Source organism: Rhodococcus jostii RHA1 (genome assembly GCF_000014565.1).
Taxonomy (GTDB): domain Bacteria; phylum Actinomycetota; class Actinomycetes; order Mycobacteriales; family Mycobacteriaceae; genus Rhodococcus_F; species Rhodococcus_F jostii_A.
Window position 1 is genome coordinate 256,833 of record NC_008269.1, and the last position, 25,363, is coordinate 282,195.

Annotated in this window: 27 protein-coding genes and 5 pseudogenes; 17 read left to right on the top strand and 15 right to left on the bottom strand. The window is 66.1% G+C overall.

Annotated features, from left to right (window positions below; genetic code table 11):
* Positions 1-191: 191 nt before the first annotated feature.
* A pseudogene (locus RHA1_RS53740) lies at positions 192-985 on the bottom strand (2Fe-2S iron-sulfur cluster-binding protein).
* 443 nt (positions 986-1,428) lie between these two features.
* Here RHA1_RS53740 and RHA1_RS36850 point away from each other — a divergent pair.
* On the top strand, positions 1,429-1,785 hold the full coding sequence (locus RHA1_RS36850; RefSeq protein WP_007300326.1) for a DUF488 domain-containing protein: 357 nt from the start codon (positions 1,429-1,431) through the stop codon (positions 1,783-1,785).
* A gap of 342 nt (positions 1,786-2,127) precedes the next feature.
* On the opposite strand, the gene RHA1_RS36855 is transcribed toward RHA1_RS36850, so the two are convergent.
* The 4 genes and pseudogenes from RHA1_RS36855 to RHA1_RS51360 all read right to left on the bottom strand — a co-directional run bounded on the left by RHA1_RS36855 (position 2,128) and on the right by RHA1_RS51360 (position 4,272).
* Entirely contained in the window at positions 2,128-3,024 is an 897-nt protein-coding gene (locus tag RHA1_RS36855) for an SPFH domain-containing protein (protein ID WP_007300325.1), read from the bottom strand.
* 168 nt (positions 3,025-3,192) lie between these two features.
* Positions 3,193-3,477, bottom strand: a complete 285-nt coding sequence (locus RHA1_RS36860; RefSeq protein ID WP_237720600.1) for a hypothetical protein — start codon at positions 3,475-3,477, stop codon at positions 3,193-3,195.
* Between the two features lie 3 nt (positions 3,478-3,480).
* Positions 3,481-3,597, bottom strand: a pseudogene (locus tag RHA1_RS52465) (DUF3040 domain-containing protein); the annotation flags it as partial.
* Between the two features lie 474 nt (positions 3,598-4,071).
* On the bottom strand, positions 4,072-4,272 hold the full coding sequence (locus RHA1_RS51360; RefSeq protein WP_230990374.1) for an RGCVC family protein: 201 nt from the start codon (positions 4,270-4,272) through the stop codon (positions 4,072-4,074).
* 275 nt (positions 4,273-4,547) lie between these two features.
* Here RHA1_RS51360 and RHA1_RS49810 point away from each other — a divergent pair, with 275 nt between their 5' ends.
* Positions 4,548-4,844 (top strand): hypothetical protein, encoded by a 297-nt coding sequence (locus RHA1_RS49810; protein WP_039952785.1) that lies wholly within the window; start codon positions 4,548-4,550, stop codon positions 4,842-4,844.
* Between the two features lie 35 nt (positions 4,845-4,879).
* A complete protein-coding gene (locus RHA1_RS36870; protein ID WP_011599175.1) occupies positions 4,880-5,320 on the top strand; it encodes a MarR family winged helix-turn-helix transcriptional regulator in 441 nt (146 codons plus the stop codon).
* 249 nt (positions 5,321-5,569) lie between these two features.
* Here RHA1_RS36870 and RHA1_RS36875 read toward each other — a convergent pair whose 3' ends face one another.
* From RHA1_RS36875 to RHA1_RS36895, 5 genes are all read right to left on the bottom strand, one after another.
* The gene (locus RHA1_RS36875; protein WP_007300321.1) at positions 5,570-7,150 is read right to left on the bottom strand and encodes an FMN-binding glutamate synthase family protein; all 1,581 of its coding nucleotides are present in this window, start codon (positions 7,148-7,150) and stop codon (positions 5,570-5,572) included.
* Positions 7,151-7,352: 202 nt separating this feature from the next.
* Positions 7,353-8,609 carry an NAD(P)/FAD-dependent oxidoreductase gene (locus RHA1_RS36880; RefSeq protein ID WP_007300320.1) on the bottom strand — a complete coding sequence of 419 codons (1,257 nt, stop codon included), beginning with the start codon at positions 8,607-8,609 and terminating at the stop codon, positions 7,353-7,355.
* A gap of 135 nt (positions 8,610-8,744) precedes the next feature.
* Positions 8,745-9,851 (bottom strand): transaldolase, encoded by a 1,107-nt coding sequence (tal, locus tag RHA1_RS36885; RefSeq protein WP_081437553.1) that lies wholly within the window; start codon positions 9,849-9,851, stop codon positions 8,745-8,747.
* A gap of 110 nt (positions 9,852-9,961) precedes the next feature.
* Complete coding sequence (locus RHA1_RS36890; protein ID WP_007300318.1) at positions 9,962-10,636, bottom strand: hypothetical protein; 675 nt, start codon at positions 10,634-10,636, stop codon at positions 9,962-9,964.
* A 291-nt stretch (positions 10,637-10,927) separates the two neighbouring features.
* Positions 10,928-11,638 (bottom strand): helix-turn-helix transcriptional regulator, encoded by a 711-nt coding sequence (locus tag RHA1_RS36895; RefSeq protein WP_007300317.1) that lies wholly within the window; start codon positions 11,636-11,638, stop codon positions 10,928-10,930.
* A 91-nt stretch (positions 11,639-11,729) separates the two neighbouring features.
* Between RHA1_RS36895 and RHA1_RS36900 the strand changes: the two genes are divergently transcribed.
* Both RHA1_RS36900 and folE read left to right on the top strand, forming a co-directional pair.
* Positions 11,730-12,212 (top strand): DoxX family protein, encoded by a 483-nt coding sequence (locus tag RHA1_RS36900; RefSeq protein ID WP_007300316.1) that lies wholly within the window; start codon positions 11,730-11,732, stop codon positions 12,210-12,212.
* 127 nt (positions 12,213-12,339) lie between these two features.
* Positions 12,340-12,936: a GTP cyclohydrolase I FolE gene (gene folE, locus RHA1_RS36905; RefSeq protein ID WP_007300315.1), complete on the top strand. Its 597-nt coding sequence runs from the start codon at positions 12,340-12,342 to the stop codon at positions 12,934-12,936.
* A gap of 142 nt (positions 12,937-13,078) precedes the next feature.
* Here the strand turns inward: folE and RHA1_RS36910 are convergent, their stop codons facing one another.
* Together RHA1_RS36910 and RHA1_RS36915 are read right to left on the bottom strand one after the other, a co-directional pair.
* Complete coding sequence (locus tag RHA1_RS36910; RefSeq protein WP_007300314.1) at positions 13,079-13,615, bottom strand: DUF488 domain-containing protein; 537 nt, start codon at positions 13,613-13,615, stop codon at positions 13,079-13,081.
* A 78-nt stretch (positions 13,616-13,693) separates the two neighbouring features.
* Entirely contained in the window at positions 13,694-14,383 is a 690-nt protein-coding gene (locus RHA1_RS36915) for a helix-turn-helix transcriptional regulator (RefSeq protein ID WP_011599178.1), read from the bottom strand.
* A gap of 60 nt (positions 14,384-14,443) precedes the next feature.
* Here RHA1_RS36915 and fdxA point away from each other — a divergent pair, with 60 nt between their 5' ends.
* The 5 genes from fdxA (at position 14,444) to RHA1_RS36945 (ending at position 18,670) form a co-directional block, all read left to right on the top strand.
* Entirely contained in the window at positions 14,444-14,830 is a 387-nt protein-coding gene (fdxA, locus tag RHA1_RS36920) for a ferredoxin (RefSeq protein ID WP_007300312.1), read from the top strand.
* Entirely contained in the window at positions 14,827-16,575 is a 1,749-nt protein-coding gene (gene ctaD, locus RHA1_RS36925; protein ID WP_007300311.1) for an aa3-type cytochrome oxidase subunit I, read from the top strand. The genes fdxA and ctaD overlap by 4 nt, the downstream gene beginning before the upstream one ends.
* A gap of 180 nt (positions 16,576-16,755) precedes the next feature.
* Entirely contained in the window at positions 16,756-17,202 is a 447-nt protein-coding gene (locus RHA1_RS36930) for a hypothetical protein (protein WP_007300310.1), read from the top strand.
* Positions 17,203-17,853: 651 nt separating this feature from the next.
* The gene (locus tag RHA1_RS36940) at positions 17,854-18,165 is read left to right on the top strand and encodes a dsRBD fold-containing protein (protein ID WP_007300308.1); all 312 of its coding nucleotides are present in this window, start codon (positions 17,854-17,856) and stop codon (positions 18,163-18,165) included.
* Between the two features lie 94 nt (positions 18,166-18,259).
* Complete coding sequence (locus tag RHA1_RS36945) at positions 18,260-18,670, top strand: DUF952 domain-containing protein (RefSeq protein WP_007300307.1); 411 nt, start codon at positions 18,260-18,262, stop codon at positions 18,668-18,670.
* Positions 18,671-19,000: 330 nt separating this feature from the next.
* On the opposite strand, the gene RHA1_RS36950 is transcribed toward RHA1_RS36945, so the two are convergent.
* Positions 19,001-19,696: a helix-turn-helix transcriptional regulator gene (locus RHA1_RS36950; RefSeq protein WP_007300306.1), complete on the bottom strand. Its 696-nt coding sequence runs from the start codon at positions 19,694-19,696 to the stop codon at positions 19,001-19,003.
* Positions 19,697-19,853: 157 nt separating this feature from the next.
* On the opposite strand from RHA1_RS36950, the gene RHA1_RS36955 reads away from it, so the two are divergent.
* The 3 genes from RHA1_RS36955 (at position 19,854) to RHA1_RS36965 (ending at position 22,548) form a co-directional block, all read left to right on the top strand.
* The gene (locus RHA1_RS36955; protein WP_011599182.1) at positions 19,854-20,714 is read left to right on the top strand and encodes a GTP pyrophosphokinase; all 861 of its coding nucleotides are present in this window, start codon (positions 19,854-19,856) and stop codon (positions 20,712-20,714) included.
* A 154-nt stretch (positions 20,715-20,868) separates the two neighbouring features.
* Positions 20,869-21,384, top strand: a complete 516-nt coding sequence (locus tag RHA1_RS36960) for a DUF5994 family protein (RefSeq protein WP_007300304.1) — start codon at positions 20,869-20,871, stop codon at positions 21,382-21,384.
* 735 nt (positions 21,385-22,119) lie between these two features.
* Positions 22,120-22,548 carry a hypothetical protein gene (locus RHA1_RS36965; RefSeq protein ID WP_007300303.1) on the top strand — a complete coding sequence of 143 codons (429 nt, stop codon included), beginning with the start codon at positions 22,120-22,122 and terminating at the stop codon, positions 22,546-22,548.
* Here the strand turns inward: RHA1_RS36965 and RHA1_RS53745 are convergent.
* Positions 22,545-22,807: pseudogene (locus RHA1_RS53745) on the bottom strand (IS701 family transposase); the annotation flags it as partial. The gene RHA1_RS36965 and the pseudogene RHA1_RS53745 sit on opposite strands and share 4 nt — an antisense overlap.
* Before the next feature lie 49 nt (positions 22,808-22,856).
* On the bottom strand, positions 22,857-23,351 hold the full coding sequence (locus tag RHA1_RS36975; protein ID WP_007300301.1) for a MarR family winged helix-turn-helix transcriptional regulator: 495 nt from the start codon (positions 23,349-23,351) through the stop codon (positions 22,857-22,859).
* A 197-nt stretch (positions 23,352-23,548) separates the two neighbouring features.
* Between RHA1_RS36975 and RHA1_RS36980 the strand changes: the two genes are divergently transcribed.
* The 4 genes and pseudogenes from RHA1_RS36980 to RHA1_RS36995 all read left to right on the top strand — a co-directional run.
* Positions 23,549-24,166 carry a carbonic anhydrase gene (locus RHA1_RS36980; protein WP_007300300.1) on the top strand — a complete coding sequence of 206 codons (618 nt, stop codon included), beginning with the start codon at positions 23,549-23,551 and terminating at the stop codon, positions 24,164-24,166.
* Positions 24,150-24,407, top strand: a pseudogene (locus RHA1_RS52470) (amidase family protein); the annotation flags it as partial. The gene RHA1_RS36980 and the pseudogene RHA1_RS52470, both read left to right, overlap by 17 nt.
* Before the next feature lie 71 nt (positions 24,408-24,478).
* On the top strand, positions 24,479-24,712 hold the full coding sequence (locus RHA1_RS52475) for a molybdopterin dinucleotide binding domain-containing protein (RefSeq protein ID WP_007300298.1): 234 nt from the start codon (positions 24,479-24,481) through the stop codon (positions 24,710-24,712).
* Between the two features lie 125 nt (positions 24,713-24,837).
* Positions 24,838-25,353: pseudogene (locus RHA1_RS36995) on the top strand (IS256 family transposase); the annotation flags it as partial.
* Positions 25,354-25,363 lie beyond the last annotated feature (10 nt).

A 25,363-nucleotide genomic window follows, 5' to 3' on the forward strand; every position in this document is an offset into this window, starting at 1 on the left:
CCCCGCACCTCCGCCGCCGTCACCCGGCGTGGAGTGAACCGTGCCAGGCCGCCCACGTGCATCGGATGCTCGCGGGACTCACCCCACAGCAACAGTGAGTCGGTCGTGGAAGCAACAGGGTGACACCCTTTCGTTCCCCGACCAGGGCCGGAGACCCCTGTTCAAGGTCTGGCGGTGCAGAACTCGTGCGGCTACCGCACGACTGCCTTGCGGTTGAACAGCAACGCGCGTTTGACTTCGGTGATCGCTTGCGTCACCTTGATTCCGCGCGGACAAGCGTCGGTGCAATTGAACCGCCAGATCAAACCGTTCCTGATGACATCGGGTCAGGAGCCCACCCGCGAGCGGATCCAGTCCCAGGCCGATCGTGCCCGGTACGACGACACCACCGAGTGCATCCTGTGCGCGTGCTGTACCGAGTCGTGCCCGGTGTATTGGGCGGATGGTAGCTATTTCGGGCCGGCCGCCATCGTCAACGCCCATCGCTTCATTTTCGACAGCCGCGACGAAGGCGCCGGGGAGCGGATGGACATTCTGGGGCGGCGTCGACGGCGTCTGGCGTTGCCGCACCGTACGCCGAGAAGAACGGCTCCATGTCGACGACGAGATCCTTCTCGACCGGGAGTCCCTTGAGGGGTGCGATCGTGACGGTGGTGTTCTTACCGTCTTTGTTCAGCATGTCGCGCATGAGCACCTTGCACGCGAGCCGGTTGACTCCGTTGATGACCATTGCATCCGATCCGCACACGCCGTGCGCGCACGAGCGGCGGAAGGTCAGGGTCCCGTCGAGATACCCCTTGACGTAGGTGAGCAGGTTGAGCAACCGATCGGTGGGCAGGCACGGAACCTCGAAGCTGACCCATCCGGCCTTGCCCGGGTCCTCGGGGTTGAAACGGCGAATCTTCAACGTGACCATCACGGCGCCTTCGGGGACTGGCGGTAGCGCGACGAAACCCGGGCCCTCGTTGTTCATGGTGACAGACATGGTTATCGACTCCAACCTCGTCAATTACGTTTTCGGGGAGCTCGTCTCGGATTGTCCACAGGTTAGCTCAGTGGTCGGTTGTCGGATCGGAAAACCGGTCCGGACCCTCTCTCGCGCCGGGGGCCGCGTGATGTGCGGACGCGACACCCCTCCTAACGAGGGCCACGAGCACCGACAGTCCGTGCACGAGCATCCCGAGGGACATCGTGGCGTGGCCGGCGAAGGCGCCTGCCGGCACCACGACACGGTTGCGGGCGCGACACCGATGTTCTGCCGCATCACGGCCACGGTGCGCTCGCCAGGTGGATCGACTCGGGCAGCTTCAGCAGGTTCTCACCCATCAGTGCGGTGTCCGCGGTCTTCACCCCCCACCGCCACCGCCACAGTGCACCGCGGGTTTGTCATTCGTTGTGGGCACCGTCATTTCGTGTCATGATCGATCTATGGGCCCGATCGAATTGGTGCGAGCCTATGACGCTCGCGGCACCAAGAAGACATCGCCAACCTTCTTGGTAGATCGACTGTGGCCACGGGGCATCGCGAAAGCGGACCTCGACTGCGACGCCTGGATCAAGGAGGTGGCACCCAGCACGCAGCTGCGGACCTGGTTCGGCCACCAGGCGGATCGCTTTCCGGAGTTCCGCACCCGCTACCTTCAGGAACTCGACACCAATCGCGCTGCCGCCCAACCGATCGTCGAGGCGGCGCGTAACGGGACTGTGGTGCTGCTGTATTCGGCGAAGGACCTCGAGCACAACCAAGCCGTGGTCTTGCGCGAGTGGATCTCGAATCAGTTCTGACATCACCGTAGGACGGCCTGAATACTCATCGCATCCATGAACCCTCGGCCTTGCACCTCGAGCCGTGCCGGTCGGCCGCGGTCAGAACGGGGCCGTGGTCCGCGGGGCGGTGGTGGGTCGGTCGCAGGTCAGTGCGGGCAGTCAGACCCCAAGGCCCGCAGGGCGACATCCTGGAAACCCGGAAGACACCGGGTGACGGTCCTGCCCCCTACCCGTAAGTCCCGCCGCAACAGAGGTCACCGTGGTGTCGGGGTGAACCACCGCTCCCGACACCGCCTGCTGCCCAGGACCCCCGAACGGAACCGGCGATCACCGCTCTGGAACTTGCAGGGTCTATTGGCCCTATCCGAATCGTGATTGCTCGAGGGCGAATCCGCGGGCGTCGACGGATCTGTGTTGTGTGTGCCGGGTCGACGGTTCGTTGTTTACGTTGGCAGGCGTGGTTGTGGTTGTAGGTTCGGCTGTTCGCGTCGGAACATGGGCGGTGTGCGGTGTCGCTCGTTCCAGAAAGCGGAGCAACTCGACCGGGAACGGCAGCACGAGGGTCGAGTTCTTCTCGGCCGCGACTTCCACGACGGTTTGCAGGAGCCGCAGTTGCAGGGCGGCGGGATGTTCGGTCATGGTCTCGGCGGCCTGGGCCAGTTTCGCCGAGGCTTGCAGTTCGCCGTCGGCGGTGATGATGCGGGCCCGCCGTTCACGTTCGGCCTCGGCCTGGCGCGACATCGACCGCTTCATCGAATCGGGGAGGACCACATCCTTGATCTCCACCCGGTCGATCTGCACACCCCACCCCAGCGCGGGGCTGTCGATCATCAGCTCCAAGCCCTGGTTGAGGCCCTCCCGGTTGGACAGCAGGTCGTCGAGTTCGCTCTTGCCGATGATCGACCGCAGCGACGTCTGTGCGACCTGACCGATCGCGGAGACGTAGTCCTGCACGTCCACTGCCACTCGCACCGGATCGGCGACGTTGAAATAGACGACCGCATCCACCCGGACGGTCACGTTGTCGCGGGTGATGCCGTCCTGGGCGGGCACCGGCATCGTGATGATCTGCATGTTCACCTTCTCGAGCCGGTCGGCGATCGGGATCAGCAACATCAGGCCCGGTGCGCGGACGGCGGGCTGGACGCGTCCGAACCGAAACACGACGCCGCGTTCGAACTGTTTGACGACGCGAATGCTCGAGCTCAGGCCGAGCAGGCCGAGTCCGACCAAGACGGCCACCGCATAGAGAATCATGGTGTTCTCCCATCCGCCCGTGGCCTCTACCGATACCCGGTCACCACGGGCTTGCTGCCAATCGATGAATTAACCTCGCGTCCCCGCGTTGACGGCTCCTCGGAGCAGCGCCTCGATTCGTAGAGGCGCCCAAACCTGCGCGAGGCGTTGGATTTCCGAGTTCGCCACTCAGTTCGGTGCCGGCACCTCGCGGGGCGGCCACGGTATGAGCACAGCACCGGACGCGGTCGACGGATCGAGGATCCGGACGGTGTCGGTATCGACCGGAATCGCGCTCGCGGAATGGGAACTGCCGACGGCCAGACGGTTGCGTGCAGGCACCGCCCGTGTTGTACGTGGCGTCGGTGAACTCTTCCGGACGGTGATCTCGGCGTCGTTGAAAACGCGGGGCCCCCGCAGTGCAAACATGCCGAACGTCACCGCGAGCACCAGCACTCTCAGCCGGACCCGCACACTGCGATCGTATGGTGGGCGCGGTGTGACGCCGTGAAACACTCGGACCAGCGTCGGGCTGCTTGCGAGTAGCCGTTGTTCGATCTCGCACAGAGCATTTCGTTCATCGTCGCTGAGCACAGCGCACCTCCCGGACTCCCCCGGCGAGGTCTTGGTGCCGGGACGACCACTTTTTATATCGTATCACGATAAAAATGTTTCGCCAGTAGCACGGGAAGGCGCGGCGTCGGCCACCCGGTTGACTGCGCTCCTCGCCGGTGGTTCGGTAGTGGACCTTCTTCGTGCGCGAAGGCACTCGCGCCCAACCACATATCCGGTCCCATCGCTCGATCCGTATGCGACTTTCGCGAAAATCACGGTCGACATCCGGCACCGCGGTAAGCCCGGCCCCTGCCGGACACGAAGGTGATTGCGCGCCAGTAAAGGTGGGGATGCCGCCGCTACCCCCTTTTCTAGCAACGGTCGGGGATTGGTGCGGTCGGTGATGTCGCCGCATGGGCGCCGGTCCCGCACCGCGCGAATAGGGGTTGCGGTAGAACTCGCCGGGAATCGGGCGGATATGCCTGGGTGGGCTTTTCGAGCTGTACTTCTCGTTCAGTACCGGGAGTAGTGCTGTCCAGTCGCCGGTTCGCCAGCGCAGATGCACTTTCGGCCGAGGTTTCGGTCCGAGGTCGCGGCGCAAAACCGAATACCGAGCGCATCGTGGGAATCCGGGCTGTGCGGACATGCCGTGCAGTACGGCGTTGATTCCAGTGCCCGTTCAAGGCTCGACACATTGGTCGCGTTCGACGCCATGGCGGCGCTCCAGTTCTCGGCCCTGCGATCGGGCCGGTTCGGGCGCCGAGGACGACATGGCTTGACCGCGCATGTTCGGGCCCTCGGCACCCTCAAGGCTACACGTGCCCGCCGGCTCCTTTGGCTCCGCGGGTGAACGACCCTCTCCCGGAACCTATTGCGATGACGCGTCGAGGGTTCACAACGTCCCGACGACCCTTCCTCGGCCCTCGGCGATCCTGTCGCAATTGCACCCGAACGAGTCCTCGATGCTTTCGTTGCGGAATCGTCCGCCCGTGCTCATCGCTCCGCTGCACGGGGCAGTGCGGGCGCTGATGCATGATGTGTTCCTGTGCGTCCTTCTTCTGAGGGAATCGGAAATCGTCTGCGCTGGAATCACGACCGCCAATCGGCGATACTTTGTCGACATTGCCGCGTCGGTGGCCGATCGCACGGCGGGGCGTTACGCACTCGTCGCCGTGGCATCGACGTCGGCGCTGTCTCCAAGGACTCGTCGCACGATGTCGGGCAATGCCCCGTTCAGGCGTGATGACCACGAGAACATCCCTGGTGTATCGTATGACGATATATAGTGCGGCGGTTCTGACGACTGAAGGGGCGAGGTGCCGTGACTGCAGAGGAGCACGTGGAGTCGGAGCCGTTGACGAAGCGGGATTTCGAGGCACTGGCACGTTTCCGCTTCGGTATCCGCCGCTATGTGCGCTTCAGTGAGGATACGGTCCGTGACCATGGCCTCACCCCGCAGCACTACCAGCTGCTGCTCGCACTCAAGGGATTTCCCGGCCGCGAATGGGCCACCATGCGAGAGTTGGCCGACCGCCTGCAGCTGCGTCATCACAGCGTGGTGGAGCTGGTCGACCGAGCGCAGAAGCAGGGTCTCGTGGAGCGCGCGCCGCACCCGTCCGACGCGCGAGCGGTACGGGTGGAGTTGACCGAGCACGGGCAGCTGATCCTGGCACGTCTGAGTGCGATGCACCGCGACGAACTGCTGCGCCTCGGACCCGCCCTCGAGTTACCCATCTGGGACGACCCTCCCCAGGATCGGTGACGTCGCGTCCGTTCGTCGACCGCCCGGGGCCGTGATCGGTCGCCCGCACATCAATCCCGGTTCCCATCAGCTGCCGGTCGGCGAAGATGCGATTGCCCGAGGGTCGGTAGGCACCGAGTGAGGAGCTGGCGCAGTCGGATCCCGGACATCGGGGACGTCGCGCTCGTGGGCGCAGGTTCTGCGGTAGGTGGTGCGACGTAGCCGGCCTCGGCGGGACTCGGGCGAACACCACAGACTCCGGCGATGCCGTCAAAACCTAGACGAGTCGGCGTTCGTCCAGTCGCGGAGCCAACTCGTCGGGGGGTCCTCTGTGAGCAGGTCGCCGGGCTGCAGCCACTCGTGTAGGTCCGCGTAGGTCATCGTGCGGTGCCCCTGAATGCGCCGGTGGAGCATCGACGGATCGAGGTCGCAGAAGTCGTCCAGCCCCATCGATGCCAGGATTTGTTGGGCGCTCGCGACGGTGGATCTCTGGAGGTTGTACACCCGGGTGGTCTTGTCCGGAACATTCAGTGCGCGGGCCCGGCGGGCGTCCTGGGTAGTGACACCGACGGGGCACCGGTTGGTGTGGCAGCGTTGGGCCTGGATGCAGCCGACCGCGAACATCATCGCGCGGGCAGCGAGGGTGAAGTCCGCTCCCTGGATCAGGCGTTTGATGATGTCGATTCCGTTGGCGACCTTGCCCGAGGCGCCGATCTTGATCCGGTCCCGCAGCCCGGTGCCCACCAACGCGTTGTGCACCAGCATCAGACCTTCGGTGAGCGGCATCCCGACGTGGTCCTCGAATTCGAGTGGGGCAGCCCCGGTTCCGCCCTCAGATCCGTCGACGATGATGAAGTCCGGGGTAATGCCGGTCTCGATCATGGCCTTGCAGATGGCGAGGAATTCCGTGCGGGAACCGACGCACAGTTTGAAGCCGATCGGCTTTCCGCCGGACAGTGCACGAAGTGTGGTGATGAAGTCGATGAGCTCGAGCGGTGTGCAGAACGCGCTGTGGGAGGGCGGCGAGATCACGCTCTGCCCGACCGGCACCCCCCGGGTTCGGGCGATCTCGGGGCTGACTTTCGCGGCGGGCAGTACGCCGCCGAGCCCTGGTTTCGCCCCCTGGGAGAGCTTGATGGAGATGCATTTGACCTGCGGAAGGGCGGCCTTGGCGGCGAACTCGCCGGGATCGAAGTGCCCGTCGGCGTCGCGGCAGCCGAAGTAGCCGGAACCGATCTCCCAGATCAGGTCGCCGACCTGCGCGAGGTGGTAAGGACTGATACCGCCCTCGCCGGTGTCGTGGGCGAACCCGCCGCGTGCCGCGCCCCCGTTGAGCGCCTCGATGGCGTTGCCCGACAGGGCGCCGAAGCTCATCGCCGAGACGTTGTACAAGGCGATGTCGTACCCCATGGTGCACTGTGGACCGCCGATCCGAACATGTGGTGTGTCATCGGAGGCCGGATGCGCGCGCAACGAGTGGGTGACGAACTCGTATCCGGTGGCGGTGACGTCCCGTTCGGTTCCGAACGGTTCCACGTCCTTGGTGCCCTTGGCGCGTTCGTACACCGTGGTGCGGGTGTCGCGGTCGAACGGTGTTCCGTCCGTGGATCGTTCGATGAAGTATTGTTGGATTTCGGGGCGTATCCTCTCGAGCATGAACCGGGCGTGGCCGATCACCGGATAGTTCCGCAGCACACTGTGCCTACGCTGCAGCAGATCCCAGGCGCCGACCATGGCGATCGCCGCCACGATCACCGTGCCGAGCAGCCACCACGCCGAGACGAAGAAGACCAGCAGCAGCGACGCCGACCCCAACACCCAGGCGCCCGCGATGACCAGCCACCGGATCATGGGAATCCCTCCCGGCGCGTGGTCGCGGACGCACCCACCCTCCGTTGCGACCCCCGCGCACCCGACCGAGCAGGTCCGGCCGAACCGGAAGCGCCGTCGGTAAATCCAGGAAGTCCCGACGAGTTCGAACAGACCTGTCGACACCACTGAGACGGGGGCGGTGTCTCGGGGGTTCGCGTCCGTTCCTGCTGGGGCATGAGCGTCACCGCGCACCTCCCGGCACCCGATCGGCCAGGTACCTCAAGAGCTCGTCCGGGTCGGCCAGTTTCGCCGGGTCGACCCGCTCACCGGAGCGCACCAGCGCCTCGATGGCATCGGTGACCCCCCAGGTGTTGACGTTCATGCCGGCCAGCACCCGCCCGTCCCGCATCCAGAAGGCGATGAACTCGCCGGCGGCGACGTCGCCGCGGAACACGACCGAGTCGTAACTACCGTGCGGGACGTAGCCGGAATACTCCATCCCGCTGTCGTACTGATCGGAGAAGAAGTAGGGCACCTGGTCATAGGCGGTGACCCGGCCGATCATGTTCTCCGCCGCCACCGGTCCCTGGTTGAGGGCGGCCGACCAGTGCTCGAGGCGCAGATGAGTTCCCAACAGCGGGTAAAAGGTGTTGGCGACGTCCCCGGCGGCGAACACGTCGGGGTCGGTCGTGGCCAGGTGTTCGTCGACGACGATCCCGTTGTCGACCGCCAGCCCGGCCGTCTCGGCCAGTGCGGTGTTGGGCACGATGCCCACCCCCACGACGATCGCGTCCGCCTCGACCACGGTGCCATCGGTGAGGCGGATTCCGGTGGCCCGGTTGTCCTTACCGACGATCTCGCGCACCCCGGAGTTCAGGCGCAACTCCACACCGTGGTCGCGGTGCAGGGCGGCGTAGGTTTCGGCGACCTCGGCGCCGAGCACCGCCAGCAACGGCAACTTCGATCTCCCCACCACCGTGACTGCGCAGCCCGCCGCTCGGGCGGCGGCCGCGGTCTCCAAACCGATCCACCCCGCCCCGACGATCGCCACCCGGTCCGCCGCGGCGAACGCGGCCTTCATTGTTTCGCAGTCGGTGACCCGGCGCAGGTAGTGCACCCCGTCCAGATCAGCGCCGGGCACCTGCAGCCGGCGGGGCGACGAACCGGTGGTCAACAGCAACTTGTCGTATCCGAGCCTCTCGACGCCGTCGATGACCACCTCGTGTTCGGTCCGGTCGAGGGCGGTGACCGGGGTCCCCACCCGCAACTCGATGTCGTGGTCGGTGTACCACCCGGCCGGGTGAATGTAGATCTTCTCCCGCGCGGTGGTGCCTTGGAGGTAGGCCTTCGACAGTGGGGGTCGGTCGTAGGGGCGGTCGGTCTCGTCGCCGATGAGAACGATCCGTCCGTCGAACCCGCCGGTGCGCAGCGCCTCAGCGGCCTTCGCACCGGCCAGTCCGGCGCCCACGATGACGAATGTCTGCTCTGCAGTGGCCATGTCATGTCCTTCTCTGATGCGAGGTGTTTCAGGTGTGAGGACCGATTTCATGCGTTGCGGTTCAGGTCGCGGTGTCCTGTTCACCGCGCGCCGTCCGTATCGCGCGCCCGGTCGGGTCGGGTCGGGTCGTGCCGGTCATCGTTGCGCCAGCTGGTGGGCTTTGGCGTGGAGTTCGGTGAGCAGATCGGCGTACGACTGGTGAAAGGCGGTGACACCCTGGTCTTCGAGGGTGCGGCCGACGTCGTCCATGTCGATGCCCACCGCGGCGAGCTCGCCGAGGACGGTGGCCGCGGCGGCGGGGTCGGTGTCGATGGAGCGCGTGAGGGTGCCGTGATCCTCGAATGCCGTGATGGTGGCCTCGGGCAGCGTGTTGACGGTGTCCGGGCCGATGAGACTGTCGACGTAGCGGGTGTCCGGGTAGTCGGGGTTCTTGGTCGAGGTCGATGCCCACAGTGGCCGTTGCACCCGGGCGCCGCGGGCGGCGAGTGTCTCCCACCGCGGACCGGTGAAGCGGTCCCGGAAGATCCGGTAGGCGAGGCGGGCCTGGGCGATCGCCGCCCGACCCCGCAACCCTGGGGCCTCGGGGTCGCCGCTGTGCTCGAGTCGTCGATCGACCTCCGTGTCGACGCGGCTGACGAAGAACGATGCGACGCTGCGCACCGCGGCCGGTTCCCCGCCCCGTGCCGCCAGCGTCTCCAGACCCTGCAGGTACGCCTCGATCACCTGTTCGTAGCGGGCGAGGGAGAAGATCAAGGTGATGTTGATGCTGACGCCCTTGCCGATCATGTCCGCGATCGCCGGTATTCCCTCCGCGGTCGCGGGGATCTTCACGAACACGTTCGGTCGGGCGATCCGTTCGTGCAGTCGCCCGGCCGCGGCGATCGTGGCGTCGGTGTCCCGTGCCAGTTCCGGGGCGACCTCGATCGAGACGAACCCATCGGTGCCGCCCGAGGTGTCGTAGACGGGCCGCAATATCGCGGCTGCGTCGACGACATCGGCCGCGGCGAGCTCCCAGTACGCGTCCTCGACCGCGAGTCCCTGGGCGATGAGCGCCGCGAACTGTGCGTCGTAGGCATCGGAGCCGGCGATGGCCCGCGCGAAGATGGTGGGGTTGGCCGTCACCCCCCGGATCCCGGCGGCCACGAACCCGGCGAGGGTGCCATCGCGCAGGTAGGGGCGGGTGAGGTTGTCCAACCAGGGGCTTTGTCCCTGCTCGCGGTACAGACGATGCAACCGGCTCACCGCTGCCCCTACCGATGGGGGTGGGAATCTGTTCATCGCCGTGCCTCTCGTCGTTCGGGCGTCTCATCCACGCCCACTTGGCTCCCCGCTCTGCCGGCGTGTGCACCGTGTCACTGCCGGTCGGTCGGTGGTTGATCTCGTGTGGTGAGAAACTTCGATGGATCGCTGCCCGCCCGGGCCCCGGCGGTGAACCACGCCGCGAATCCCTGCGGATCGCGGCGCTCGATCTCGTCGAGGTACTGCTGACGGATCCGGGCAAGTCGCAACCGGTCGGTGACCGACCTGGCGTTCTGCAGCTCCGCGAAACTGGTGCGCCAGCCGCGGCACAACGCATCGCCGGACAATTCCGCACAGCTCGGCGGCGGTGCCGCCGGGGAACCCGGAGCGCTCGCCTCGTCCGGATCACACAGAGCAGAGGGCTGCCGGGAGAGCAACTGCGCCAACGGCGGCCAGCTTCGAAGCCACCGCGCCACCGGCCGGGCGGTGACCGTCAGCACGAGCACCAGCGGCACGGCCGCAGCGCCGGACAGCGCGATCAGGCCGACAATGCCGATCAGGGCCGCGCCCGCGGTAGCGGCGTTGAGTGCGGCGGTCGGCAGCGATGAACGCGGCGTGGCGGTGGCGGACCTGTCGGCCACCATCGCGGTCAGGCCGCCGCCGGTCACTGCCGCCGCGAACGCCGCGGACACGAGGACGTCGGGGTGGACGGTGAAGATCGCGACCGCGAAGCCGACCAACCCCAATGGCACGGTCACCACCCACCAGAGGATTCGATAGACACCCATGGGATGTAATCCCTTGCAGAGATATGGCTTTGAGCGATGCGGACCGCCCTGGACCCACTGTGTCACCGAAAAGAGTGACGAACGGTGAGCCGTCATGGGTCCCCGGTTCGGGGGTTTCCAGATGCGGTCCCGATGGTTCGCGGTGTGATGCGCGACGAGCGCGTCCTGGCACGCAACGCTTGCATGGAGCGCCGCGGTCGCGGTGCGCCGGAATGCCGGTGCTCGGATGGGCGGGTCCGTCGATCGACGCGCGAGCCGATCCGGCGCCTCGCTCCTGCCGGTTCGTGTCCGTCAGGGACGGGCGGCGGTGCCCGGGGGCGAGTGTGCGTGTGCGGACGCTGCGTGGTGGACCACGACACAGCACCGGTCCGGTCGCGGGTCCAATTCTGCGTGCGCGTCGTGTTGGGTGCTCCCGGCGATCGCGCCCTCGACAAGGCGTAAATTCAACCCGCACACCACGTCCAGGTGGTCACGGGCGACATGGTGAAAGGGGCAGTTGCGTAGGTCGATACGGCCGTCGTCGGCGACCTGGGGCAGGTATCCGCAGCCGCGGAGCGCCGCCAGGAGATCTCCCCCGGTGTCGGCGACGGCCCGCTTGCCGGCGTCGAGCGCGGCCTCGTTCACGGCCGCCCGCACGGTTCCGCTGGTGTCCTGTTCGACCGAGGAGACGAGCAACCGTGCGAGCAGTTCATAGTCCCGGGGCGGCACGCTGACGGTCATTTCCGTCGTGGCCCGGGTGTAGAACTTCGCGGGACGGCCGGCGCCGGGCCCGCCGCGGCCGGCCGGCCGCTGGTAACTGACCGTCACCAGGTCGGCATCGGCCAGCTTGTCGAGGTGATAGGCCGCGAGGGTCCGGCCGACGTCGACGGCGGCGGCCGCCTGCTCCCGCGAGACCGGTGCGTCGCTTTCGGTCACGTAGTCATACAGCCTGCGCCGCAACGGATCATCGAGGTTGCTCAACGCCGCCAGCACCGCCGGCGCAGCGGATCGCGGAGTGGACATACCCCGACTGTAACACCAAAAAGTATTGACAAATAGGTGTGGAGGGAAGATTCTAAAAATGAGTCCTATTACTTTTACAAAGGGGTTTCTGATGACTACTCCCACGCCCGACTCGTCGGCGACCGCACCCACACCCGGCACAGCCCTGCAACGCGCTCGCAGTGACCCCGCCTACGGCGCGTTCCTGTTGCTGCGGATCGGATTCACCGTGCTCCCGATCGTGATGGGCATCGACAAGTTCACGAACGTGCTCACCACCTGGGAGGACTACCTGGCGCCGTGGATCGTCGACCTCAGCCCGTTCAGCGCGCACCAAACCATGCTGGTCGTCGGAGTGATCGAAATCGTCGCCGGCATCGCCGTCGCGATCAAACCACGCTATGCGGCCTACATCGTCGCCGCCTGGCTCGCCGGAATCGTGATCAACCTGCTGAGCTACCCCGGCTTCTACGACATCGCACTGCGTGACTTCGGACTGATGCTCGCCGCCCTCACCCTCGGCCGGTTGGCCTACGTGTACGACCCGGCCTGGCACCGGCGCACCGCACTCGCCCCGAAACTCAGTGCCGCCTAGCCGACACCGACGTGCGTCCCCTCGTTCCGGGGCGCGCGACGTCGACACCCTCATTCGTCCACCCGCCCGAGACCGCTGCGCTTCGCCGGGTGGACGCCACCCACCACCACTGCGGAAGGAACCCGGCATGCCGTCGACCGCGACACTCCACGTTCTCCATCAGGCACCAGGACGAGACCTGGCTGCGGCCGAAGAGGCGGCAGCGGCGTTCCTCGAAGCTCTCGGGATCGACCTGGACTCGGAGAGCCTGCGCCAGACGCCCCGCCGCATGGCCCACGGCTACGCCGAACTGTTCACCCCCCGCGCCTTCGATCTGACCACCTTCCCCAACGACGAGGACTACGACGAGCTCGTCCTGGTCCGCAACGTCCCGCTGCGATCGGTGTGCGAGCATCATCTGCTGCCGTTCGCCGGTACCGTGCACATCGGGTATCTGCCCGGCGAACGCATCATCGGATTGTCCAAGCTCGCCCGCGTGGCAGAGCATTTCGCCTGTCGCCCTCAAGTTCAGGAACGGCTCACCAAGCAGATCGCGGGCTGGCTCGACGAACACCTGCATCCTCGGGGTGTCGGGGTGGTCATCGAGGCCGAGCACAGTTGCATGACCCTGCGCGGCGTGCAATCGGTGGGATCGGCCACCGTCACCTCCGCCCTGTTGGGAGCGTTGCGCGATGATCCTCGTTCGCGCCAGGAATTCTTCGCCCTCGCCGGCGTCCACGCCTGACCGGGTGGGTGGACGACCCGCGGCCCGTCATTGCTTCGGCCGGGCGGCACGCCGAGCGCTGCGCCGCTCCGCGTTGCGGTCTCGGCCCGGTGCCGGGCCGGAGCGGACGTCGGGCACGAGTGCGGGCCACCGGGGCTGCCGATCAGGACCTCGCCCGGGGGCGGTCCCAGACCACCTGGCCGTCGGCCCGCACCCGAGCGCCCTGCGCCGGGAGGTGCGGGGTGCGCCGGCCGTCGTGCATGAGGTGCTCGACGCGCACCCCGCGCCGCAGGACTGCGACGTCGGCGACGAGCCGGCGGTGGCACCGCCACCACACGCTCTCACTGCACATCATCGCCGTTTTCTGCCGCGCCGCCCGATCCAACAGCTCGGTCAGTGCCGCGGCGAACTCGGTGGTGCGGGTGTGTACGGCATAGGCGGCGAACTGATCGACCTGCCACCACGGATCCTCACGCGGCTCGCCGGGCGGCAGGCGGCGGCGACCGCCCAGTCGCGGCTCCCAGCGATAGCCGATCCCGGCGGCCGGCAACCAGTGCGTCATCATCTCGCTGCCGACATCGGGATTGCGGCGACTGCCGGGATACCGGCGAATGTCGACCACCGCGTCGACGCCGGCCGCGGTCAGCAGCGTGGTCAGCTCCTCCCGACCGAGCCGGCCGTGCCCGACGGACAGCAACATCGCCTCACCACCTCCCCCTGCCGGAGACCACACCGCCCCCGTGCGCGATCGAGGTCGGCGCCGGGCATACCGGGCCGGCTAGCGTCGCGCCAGGTGAGCGATGCAGGTCCGGGGCGTTTCCCACGGGATCAGCCGATTGTCGGTTTCCGGTGCACCGAGCCGGTCGAGGACGCCGCGCATCAGTCCCAGATGCAGCGCGCACACGACGTTCGGGCTCTGCCGGGCGACCGACTCGAACGGGCAGGCATGCAACCGGATTCGCATTTCCTCGGGTTCGGACTCGAGCTCGGGGTCGAATCCCATCTCCGCGAACAGGGTGGTGAGGGTGCTCGCGGCGTCCTCGATCGATCGGGGTGCCCCGGAGGTGCCGGTGAGGTCGTCGAGTGCCCACGCCCGCCCGGCCGCCTCCGCCCGGCCCACGGGGTCGTCCTCGGAGCTCGCCCAGTGCGCCGCCAACACCCGAGCCAACCCCTGGTATCCGGAATCGGCGTGCCCCGGTTCGAGGGGGGCCAGCGCCCGGTAGAGCCGACGCGGGCGGCCTCGCGCCGGATTCCGCTCGGGTTCGGCCGAGACCAATCCGGCGCCGGTCAACGCGTCGAGATGGAAGCGAACCGTGGTCACGTGCAGCTCGCACAGCGCCGCCAGTTCCCCGACGGTCATCGGTGTCGGACTGGCCCGCAAAGCGTCCAGCAGCTGGACCCGCCTGCGCGAGGCCAACACTGCGTGCGTCCCGGCGCGTCCGGCACCGGTTCCTTTTCGTATCGCCATACTGTATGACTTTAGAGGAAGGGATTCCTCTAAAAAAGGGTTAGCTTCCCGGAGGTGGCCATGACCTATGTGATCGCAGAGCCGTGCATCGATGTGATGGACCGGGCCTGCGTCGAGGAATGCCCGGTGGACTGCATCTACGAGGGCGGCCGGTCGCTGTACATCCACCCCGACGAATGCATCGACTGCGGCGCATGCGAGCCGGTCTGCCCGGTGGAGGCCATCTACTACGAGGCCGACCTGCCCGCCCGGTGGGAGGCGTTCACCGACGACAACGCCCGGTTCTTCCACAGCCCGCTCCCCGGCGCGAGTGCCGCACTGGGGATGCCGGGAGGGGCGGGCAAGCTCGGCCGGCTCGCCGCCGACACCGAATTGGTCAGTGGGCATCCACATTCGGACCCCGCCGCTACCGGCGAGGGGTCCCCCTGCGGCGGCGGTGCATCGTGACCCCTCTCACCGTAGACGTCGTCCCCGTCCGGCCGTACCCACAACGGCGCGGGATCAAGGGGACGTTCCTCTACAAGGCCGCCACCACCACCGACCCCAAGATGCTGGGTCTGATGTACATGGTCACCTCGTTCGTGTTCTTCATGGTCGGCGGGTTGATGGCGCTGCTGATCCGCACCGAACTCGCGGTCCCCGGTCTGCAGTTCCTGTCCAACGAGCAGTACAACCAGCTGTTCACGATGCACGGCACCATCATGCTGCTGCTGTACGCGACGCCGATCGTCTTCGGATTCGCGAACTACATTCTGCCGCTGCAGATCGGCGCACCCGACGTGGCGTTCCCCCGGCTGAACGCGCTGAGCTACTGGCTGTACCTGTTCGGCGCGATCATCACCGTGTCCGGGTTCCTCACCCCGGGAGGGGCCGCGGACTTCGGCTGGACCGGGTATTCCCCCCTGACCAGCGCGGTGCATTCGCCGGGGGTGGGCGGCGACCTGTGGATCACGGGACTGGCGTTGGCGGGTGTGGGCACCATCCTCGGTGGCGTCAACATGATCACCACCGTCATCTGCCTGCGGGCGCCGGGGATGACGATGTTCCGGATGCCGATCTTCACCTGGAACATCTTCATCACCATGATCCTGGTCCTGATCGCCTTCCCGATTCTGGCCGCGGCACTGTTGGGCCTACTCGTGGATCGGCACCTGGGGGCGCACCTGTTCGACCCGGCCACCGGCGGCGCCCTGCTCTGGCAACACCTGTTCTGGTTCTTCGGTCACCCCGAGGTGTACATCGTCGCGATCCCCTTCTTCGGCATCGTCTCGGAGATCTTCCCGGTCTTCAGCCGCAAACCGCTCTTCGGCTACACCGGCCTCGTCTACGCGACCATCGCCATCGCCGCACTGTCCACCGCGGTGTGGGCGCACCACATGTTCGCCACCGGCGCCGTTCTGCTGCCGTTCTTCTCGCTGATGAGCTTCTTCATCGCGGTGCCCACCGGGGTGAAGTTCTTCAACTGGATCGGCACCATGTGGAAAGGGCAGCTCACCTTCGAAACCCCCATGCTGTTCTCGCTCGGTTTCGTGGTGACCTTTCTGTTCGGTGGCCTGTCCGGCGTGTTGCTCGCGAGCCCGCCGCTGGACTTCCACGTCACCGACTCCTACTTCCTCGTCGCGCATTTCCACTACGTGCTGTTCGGCACCATCGTGTTCGCCACCTACGCCGGCATCTACTTCTGGTTCCCGAAGATGACCGGAAGGCTGATGGATGAACGCCTCGGCAGATGGCACTTCTGGACCACGTTCATCGGTTTCCACACCACCTTCCTGGTCCAACACTGGCTCGGCGCCGAGGGCATGCCCCGCCGCTACGCCGACTACCTCCCCACAGACGGGTTCACCACCCTCAACACGATCTCGACGATCGGCTCGTTCGTCCTCGGCGGGTCGGTGTTGCCGTTCGTCTGGAATGTCTTCAAGTCCTACCGGTACGGCCAGGTGGTCACGGTCGATGACCCCTGGGGTTACGGGAACTCGCTCGAGTGGGCCACCAGTTGTCCCCCACCGCGCCACAACTTCACCGAGCTGCCCCGAATCCGTTCCGAGCGCCCCGCGTTCGAATTGCACTACCCCCACATGGTGAAACGGATGCGCGCCGAAACGTACGTCGGCCGACGGCCCAAGTCGGTCACGGTCACCGCCGGCACAGCCCGGGTCCCGAGCGAGAAACGGGCCGGCGATGAGTGACACCGCCGATCGTTCCCACAGTTTCCTGCGGTGCCCCGAAGCCGAGGCGGCCGCGACGCCTGCACGGTCCTGGTCCGGTGAGCGGCGGCGACCGGCCGACCCCGCGGGACGACTACTGCTGCACCCGTCCACCGGAGAACGTCCGACGGACCCGAACCCGCCCGACAAGGGGGGTGGCACATGACTGAAGTGGCGCGCTACACGCAGTTGATCCTGCCGGTCTTCTGGTTCGGGATGGTGGTGGCGATTTCGTTTCTCGAGGCGCCGATCAAATTTCGGGCCCCGGGCGTGACCCTGGCCATCGGGCTCGGCATCGGCCGGAAGGTCTTCCTCGCCCTCAATGCGGTGGAATTGGTTCTGGCACTCGCGTTGTTGGCGTCGTGCGTCGGCGCGCCCCCGGACGCAACCGTGTTGACGGTGCTCGCGCTTGTCACGGTGGTGCTGGTGGTGCAGATCGCGGTGGTCCGCCCGCCCCTGAGTACACGATCGGACCGGATCCTCGCCGGAGAGCACCTGCCACGATCGAGGATGCACCTGGTGTACATCGGACTGGAAGTAGCGAAGGTCGCATTGCTGATCGCGTTGATCTTCCAGCTCTTTCGGGCGGTGGCCTCATGCCTTCACTGACACCAGACGAACCTACGCGCACGGATCTGGCCACTCGCACCGACATCGAGGACCTGCTCCGCCGCTTCTACGGGCGCGTGCTCGTCGACGACCTCCTCGCCGACCCGTTCGCCGAGATCCGCGAGAGCGGACTCGAATCACACCTGCCGATCATGTGCGACTTCTGGGAGACCGTCCTGTTCGGGGCCCGCCTCTACCAGGGCAGCGCCCTGCGGGTGCACCGGAGCGTCCACACCCGGCGTCGACTCGAGGCACGACACTTCCTACGATGGCTCACCCTCTGGTCCACCACGGTCGGGCAGATGTTTCAGGGTCCGATCGCCGAACACGCCACAGTCCACGCCACCAGGATCGCCCGGGCGATGCACCGCAATCTGACCGGCACCGACTCCGCCGAACTCGACGCCCTCACCTCCCGACTTCACCGTCGGGTCCGCGAGGACCACACGCCTGATCGCTCCCCCAGCGGTCACCTCGAGGACAGAACGGCATCGCATCGCCGGGCGCACGGTCAGGCCACGGATCTCCCGGAAAACCACCACAATCCGCGCCGAACAGAGCAGACAGTGGCCGCAGACACCCCCCCCGGGGCCATCAGGGTCGACCCGGATGCGTCCGCGACGGCAGAACACGAAAGGAAGTGCATCAACCGTGAACGAGAAGACATGGTCGGTGAACATCGTCATCGACGAACACAAATCGGCGGAGACCGGCGCCCAGACACGCGCGAGGGCCCGTCTGCGTACCAGCGGCCGGGCCGCCTTCGTGGGAACGGGACTCGCCCGGCGCAATCCGCGCCATACCGACGTCCCGGAGGTCAGCGATGACATGGCCGCTGCCCGCGCCCTGGCAGACCTGTCGCATCAACTGTACGAAGCGGCCGCGCAGCGGGAAGCGGTCACGCGCAGCGCGCTCACCTCCGCACGCGCCGCCGACTTCGGCCGTCGACGTTCGTCGGCCTGAACTCGGCACGCACGAATCCCCTGTCGACCCGTTGGCGCGGGGCGGCGCCCGACACCTGCATTCCCCGCGGACATTCCTCCACAAGGACATCACGATGAGCGAACATCTCTTTCACATAGCCCTCGCCGACGACTGGGAAGGCGCCGCACGGTTCGGAGAATACGAGGCGTCCACCCGCGCCCACACACTCGATCAGATCGGATTCATCCACGCCGCGACCGCGGAGCAACTCGAGCACGTCCTCGCCGCCGTCTACGGTGACGTCAATCTTCCCCTGGCGGTGATTGTGATCGATCAGGACGCACTCCGCGATGCCGGTGTCGACGTTCGATGGGACGAGATGGCGGGGCCGTCGGGTACGCCCGGTCGGTGGGTTCCGCGGATCATGGGAGCGGTGCCGTTGGATCCGGACATTGTTGTGGCGACCATCCCGCTCGAGAAACACGGTGAGAATTGGGCCGTCCCCGACCTTTCCGGGTACAGCGTCGGCGAGGCGGCGTCGTAGCAATCCCCCTGCCCGTAAACCCGGCCCACCGCTGTCGGCACACGTCCGCCGACACGGGCCAACTGTGCAGATTCGCGCGCGGCCGCACCGGTAGCGTTGGCGCACAGTGCAGCTCGGGCGTTCACGAGTGCCTCACATCACCAGATGCGGTCGAAAGAAACCCGGAGCCTACAGATTTCGATGGAATCGAACATTATCCACAGAGTCACTCTCGGAAACAACGTGTCACGACGCGTTCCGGAGAACGATCGCCACAATATTCCCGGCATCGCCGCCGTCACCCCGACCCAGACCCTGGCACCGGCAGCGCCGCGTTTCGGGCAACCTGACTCATCCCGCCACCAGCCTGGCCACGCACAGTTCGGGTTCGACGAACGGCTCGAGGTGAGCCGAGATGGCCGGTCGCTGCGGCTTTCGGTTTCCCTCGGTCGCTGACGTGTCCAGCAGACCCTGCAGCAACCCCCGATGCACTCCGCACACCACCTCTGGATGCGACCGGGCCAGATCCCGTACCGGGCAGGCGTGCAGGCGAATGATCCGTTCACGTTCGCCCGCGGGGCCGCCGCTGTCCGTCGACGGCGGTGTCGACGGTCCCGGCGCCGAGACCAGCTCGGGGCCGAACCCCATCCGCGCGAAAGCATTCGTGGTGCGGGCCGCCGCGTGATCGAGCGCATCATCGGCATCCGACTGCGGGGTGTGCCCGCTGTCACCGGTGCCTGCGCTGCGGGAAGCCGTCATCCGCGTGGCCCATTCGTGCCCGGCGTGCTGCGCGCGGCGAGCCCGCGTCTGCACCGTCTGGCCCAGCTCCATCGCGAGGACGTCGGCGAGAGTCCGGTAGTCCACGCGTTCCTCGATCGCCAGATAGCCGGTACGGGGCCGGCCGGCGCCCGGCCGGTTCATCCGGGTGCGCGTGATCGCGCCGTCGTCACACAGCGCGTCCAGATGGAACCGCACCGTCGTCACGTGCACACCGAGCTGTGATGCCAGTTCGACGGCGTCCACCGCACCCTCGTGCTCACGCACCATCCGAAGAACACGTTCCCGTTGCCGGTTGCGCGGCAGGAAATTTCGCCGCGGCCCCCGGGTATCGCTTTCCTCGTCCACCTCGTCACCTTACATTCGACCAATTTAACGGATATACTTCCGTTAAATACTAACCGCTTCACAACAGCAGAGGTAGGGCATGACGGTCGACAACATCTGCGATCCCGACTTACCGATGACGACGCAGTTCGAGCTCTTCGGTCCCGAATTCACCCAGTTCGTGTTGCCCTACCAATGCGCAATCGCGACGTTGACCACCAAAGTGCAAATCCTGCGAAAGGGTTTCACGCACCTGGATCGCCACTGCCCGATCGAGCATGTCTCGGCACGGGTGAAATCCCCCGACAGCATCATGGCCAAAGCGCAGCGTCTGCGCTGCCCGCTCACGGCCGCCGACATTCGTCAGAACATCCGCGATATCGCCGGAGTCCGCATCACCTGCGGTCTCATCTCGGACACCTACCGCGTTGCGGACCTGATCGGCGGTCAGCCCGATGTCACCGTGCTCGAGGTCGAAGACTACATCGCGAAGCCGAAATCCAATGGCTACAAAAGTTTGCATGTGGCAGTCGAGATCCCGGTGTTCTTGAGCGACCGAGTTGTCCAGGTACCCGTCGAGCTGCAAATCCGGACAATCGCCATGGACTTCTGGGCCAGCCTCGAGCACAAGATCTACTACAAGTACCAGCGCTCCGTCCCCCGCCGATTGTTGCAGGAGCTGACCGAGGCCGCCGACGTCGCGCACCGACTCGACAGGAAGATGGAGCGGCTGCACAACGAAGTTGCCGGTCTGAAGTCGGCGCTGGACTCCGACGACGGTCCACTGAGCCTCAAGGCCATTGACCACGATCACGGCGATCGCTCTCAGAACCGTGCCGGAAACCACACAACGCGACCGCCGGGCCTCTCGTTCGATACCCGCCGGCAGGTCGTGTGGATGTCTGCCGAACCACCACACACGTCACCTAACGGAGCGTTGCAGGACAACACCCGAGAATGACCTAGCACCACAGCAGTGCCGACGAAACCCCAATCCGTAAATCCCACGACACCAGTTTCATCAATCATCAACAGGCGGGAGGCCACTCATGTCCACACCAACTTTGCATGTGGATGCCTCGAAGGCGACACCCTCAACCGGTCGAGGACTGCGATTGCGGCTCAAGCCCGCCCAGTCCCGTGGATTCGTACAGGGCGCCTGGTGGCCACGATCGACTCACCTCACCGATGAACTTCCGGCCCTGCTCACGGCCCTCTCGCGGCGGCTGGGCCACATCGACCGGATCATCTACGACGAGAACGGCTGGGCGCCAGCACCGTCGTGTATCGACCACGCAGGCAACACGGTGGATCTGCGACACTCCAGCGACCAGTCGAGCAATACCCTGGCGATCACCGGCGAGAAGTTCGGGCGGCTGGTCCTGCTGGTGGTCCCTCCCTACACCGACCCGGTCTTCGCCTATGCGACCATAATGACGGCGGCGAGTCCGCGCGACGTCTCCACCGCCGACGAACTGCTGGCGATCGGTGCGCGCGAGGCCGAGGATCGCCGGCTGGCACTGCTCGCCCAATACCGCTGGGAGTCCGAAGGCGGAGCACTACGCCACCGTGGAGACAGGTCTGTGCGGCCGCACCGCACCGGCGACCGCGACGGGGTGCGACGCGGCTGAGTGAGACCCTGGGGGACACAAATCTTGTCCGTCCACCCTGCCACCGCCACAGTGATCCTCGACAATGGGCGGTCAGGGTGAGAGCACCCAGTGCCCTCGTGGACAACGCGTGCGACAGCAGCCCGTCGAGCCACGCGCGAAACGTTGTCCAACGGACGCGGAAGTTCCGCATGCGCTCAGAAGTCGTGCGCGTCGCGGCGCGGTCATCGTGTTCCACCATTCACCTGGTGATAAACGACTCCACGGCGCAGAAGCGTCCGTACCGCTGAGTGAATGGGACACGTGCTCGCAGAATCGCAAGACGGTGCGGTCGGTGCCTTTTCATGTCCGCGGGTAGTTCGGCGGATTACCGACGGCCTCACCGAAGAGGGCGGAACTGCGACCCACACACGCCTCGATGCCCGAAGTTCGACATCCACAGGATGTCCCCCCGTCTGGTGCTGGTGCTGCCTCCTCCAGTGCCACTCCCCCCTGCCACCACCAGTCGCATAGCCGAGAGGCACTGTCGTTCCGGCCCACTCACACTACCGAGCACACAAGTGAGACAGCCAGTGCAAGTGTTGCTTGATACAATTGTCGTGCACACCACGGCACGGATACCAACGTCGTTTGCGTGCTGTGGGACGCGAAAAGTCCTCCTCCGATGGGATTCTCACGTCGAGGTTCTGTCTCAGTGGAAGTATGTCGAGTATGCGAAGACGCTGGCCGGCCGCACCCCCACCCTCGTGGCGCGGGGTGGGTATTGTTCACGGGCGTTCCGTTCTCGCTGCGGGCCTCGGGATCACCGTCGAACTCATCGACCTTCTTCGCTACCCGGCCGGGGTGGAACTGCGTCTTGCCCTCACCGCCTACGGGCACGCGGCCCAGCAGGCACGCTATGAAACACGACCGCTGACTGACCCCGGGGACCCGTCGCCGCGGTGGTCGTTCCTCCGGACGCACGTGCGCGCCGGGGATCTCACGGGCGAGGCCGACCCGTACCAGGCCCCGATCCTGTCGACCGGAACGACGCGGTTAATCGACTTCCGCACCACGCCGCGGTACTGGATAGACGGAATCCCCGCGCCGGTGTCGCTTACGGTGACCGTGGAATGGGCCCGGATCGGACTGGCGGCAACGTCGTCGACCATCGAGATCGGACCCGTACCCCACGCCCTCCCCTAGTAGGACGGCGCCAAGCGGTGTGGTGGCACAGTCGGCAGGTACCGATCCAACGAGCAAGTGCGCGTTGCACGTTCGCGGAGGCAGTTCTGCCCAGCCTGTTTTGGAGACAATCGGATCAATCGCAGGGCGGTAAGAGGTGGGCGGCGGCGGTGACCAGGGTGGCGTGGTGGTGCCTGTCGAGCCAGGTGGGCTCGCCGTAATGGTCCAGTCCGAGCCCGGTTTCCAGTTCCCGGTAGTCGCGCTCGATGCGCCATCGGATCGCACGTGTGACCTTTTCGCACGAGCCGGTCACCACGGGAGCGGGCAGTTCACCGCACGAACGAACTGAGCGCGGGTGGTGTCGACGTTCCGTCGAGGCACTCGTGTATGCGACGCAGGGTGGCCGCACAGTCGGACCGCTCGGTGGGGTCGAGTTGGTCGAGGATGCGACGTAGCTCCCCTTGCCGTCGTGCATTCACTTGCTCGACGACGGCGCGCCCCCGTGCCGTCGATTCCAGGGTGACGACGCTGCGATTCGATTGATCCGCGCCTCGTCTGAGGTGCCCGGAGGCGAGGAGACGATCCGCGAGGCGGGTGACCGTCGATGCGGCAACACCCAGTGCTCGCGCCGCTTGACTCGAACTCACTGTGCCCTCCTCGCTGAGTACCATCAGCAGCCTCAGCTGCGGCAACGTGACGTCGACGTCGCCGCCCTCGATGCTGCGGAGCGCCACACCCACGAGATCTCGGGTGGCGACTTCGAATGCTCGCAGATCCTCGGGGCTCGTGCTCACCGACTCGTCGTCACCGCCGCGTTTGCGCATAGCTCAAGTATTGCAGAAGCTAAGCCTTGCATGCTGCAAGAACTTGGGTAGCTTGGTGGGTACTGGACCACCGCGCCGGCTGAGCCTCGTCAGTGATGTTCGAGCTTCGGCCCGAGCCGGGCCCGGCGCAGCGACACGAGTACCCAGCCCGCTCGAGACGAAATGAGGCCTCAGTGCACACAGATTCCCCGCACCCTATGACCCCCGCGTCCGCATGGAAGATTCTGTGGCAGGGAAACGAGCGATTCGTCGACGGGACCCCACTGCATCCCAACCAGGGGATCGCGGACCGCGCAGCGCTCTCCGACGGGCAGCACCCCACCGCCGTGTTGTTCGGATGCGGAGACTCGCGAGTCGCCGCCGAAATCATCTTCGATCAGGGTCTCGGTGACGTGTTCGTCGTGCGCACCGCAGGCCACGTCCTCGACGACGCCGTTCTCGGCTCGATCGAGTACGCCGTCGAAATCGTGAACGTTCCGCTCATCGTCGTGCTCGGCCACGACGGCTGTGGCGCCGTGAAGGCGACGCTCGACGCGCTCGACAACGGCGCGGTGCCGGACGGGTTCATTCGCACTGTTGTCGAACGCGTGGCACCGTCGGTCATGACGGGACGTCGTGAAGGGCTCTGCACCGCAGACGAACTCGAGGCCCGTCACGTAGTGGAGACCGGCGAACTTCTCGCGCAGCGTTCACGCCTCATCGCCGGACGCATCGAGGCCGGTGCCTGCGCCATCGCGGGCGTCACCTACAAGCTGTCCGACGGCCGAATACATCTTCAGGGGACGGTGGGAGACATCGGTGAGCCCGGCAACTGACTCCCCAGAACCACGACTTACGTCGGATCCAACACCACCACATCACTCACCACCGGCGGATAGCGCGGGCGGGGCACCGGCGCGGCCGCGGATCGACCAGATCGACCCCGCGATCAACGCCATAGTCACTGTCCAACCCGAGCACGCACTCGAACTCGCCCGAAAAGCCTATGTCCGCACCATGTCTGGTGAACCACTCGGCCCCCTCCACGGGTTGCCGATCGCCCACAAGGACACCCTCGATACCGCGGGGCTGCGCACCACCCATGGGTCCCCGATCTTCGCCGACCACATCCCTCCCGCAGCCAACTCGTGGTCGAACGCACCCACGCCGCCGGCGCAATCCCGCACCAACACGGCATCGTCGACGGGGACGTGCTCGCGATCTCCACCCCGCGAGGAACCCTGCACGCCCAGGCGCGGATCACTGGCATCCGACCCGGCGTGCTGTTCGTCCCGTTCCACTACGGCTACATGAACACTCGCCGCATACAAGACCTCGTGTCGACTATAGGTCGAATGTTGCATATTGCCAGTAGCCGCTGAGCCGGTAGTACCCGACGGTGTCCAACCACTGCTCCGCGGCCGCGGGGTCGACGAGGGACTGTCGGGATAACGGTTGAACTGGATCTGGCCGACACGCCGAGTTCTCTTGGCGAGAAGGCAAGACGATGACCGAAACACTTGATCACATGGATCAGTCGAAGATTGACCACCAGAAGCTGGCCCAACAACTGTTGGCCCAGGCCAAAGCCGAGGGCGTCGAGCTGGTCGGACCGAACGGACTACTCAACCAGCTCACCGCGAACGTCCTCGAAACCGCACTCGAAGCCGAAATGGACGAGCACCTCGGCTACGAGAAACACCACGTCACGGGACGAAACAGAGAAAACTCCCGGAACGGGAGGCGGACGAAGACCGTGCTCACCGAAATCGGACCGGTACAGATCCAGGTGCCACGAGACACCGATGCCTCGTTCGATCCGCAGATCGTCAAGAAACGGCAGCGACGCCTGACCGGGGTCGACGAAATCATTTTGTCCCTCTCGGCGAAAGGCCTGACCACAGGCGAAATCGCAGCACACTTCGACGACGTCTACGGCGCATCGGTCTCGAAGGAGACCATCAGCAAGATCACCGACAAGGTCCTCACGGAGATGGCCGAATGGTCCGTCCGTCCCCTCGACCCGGGGCGGA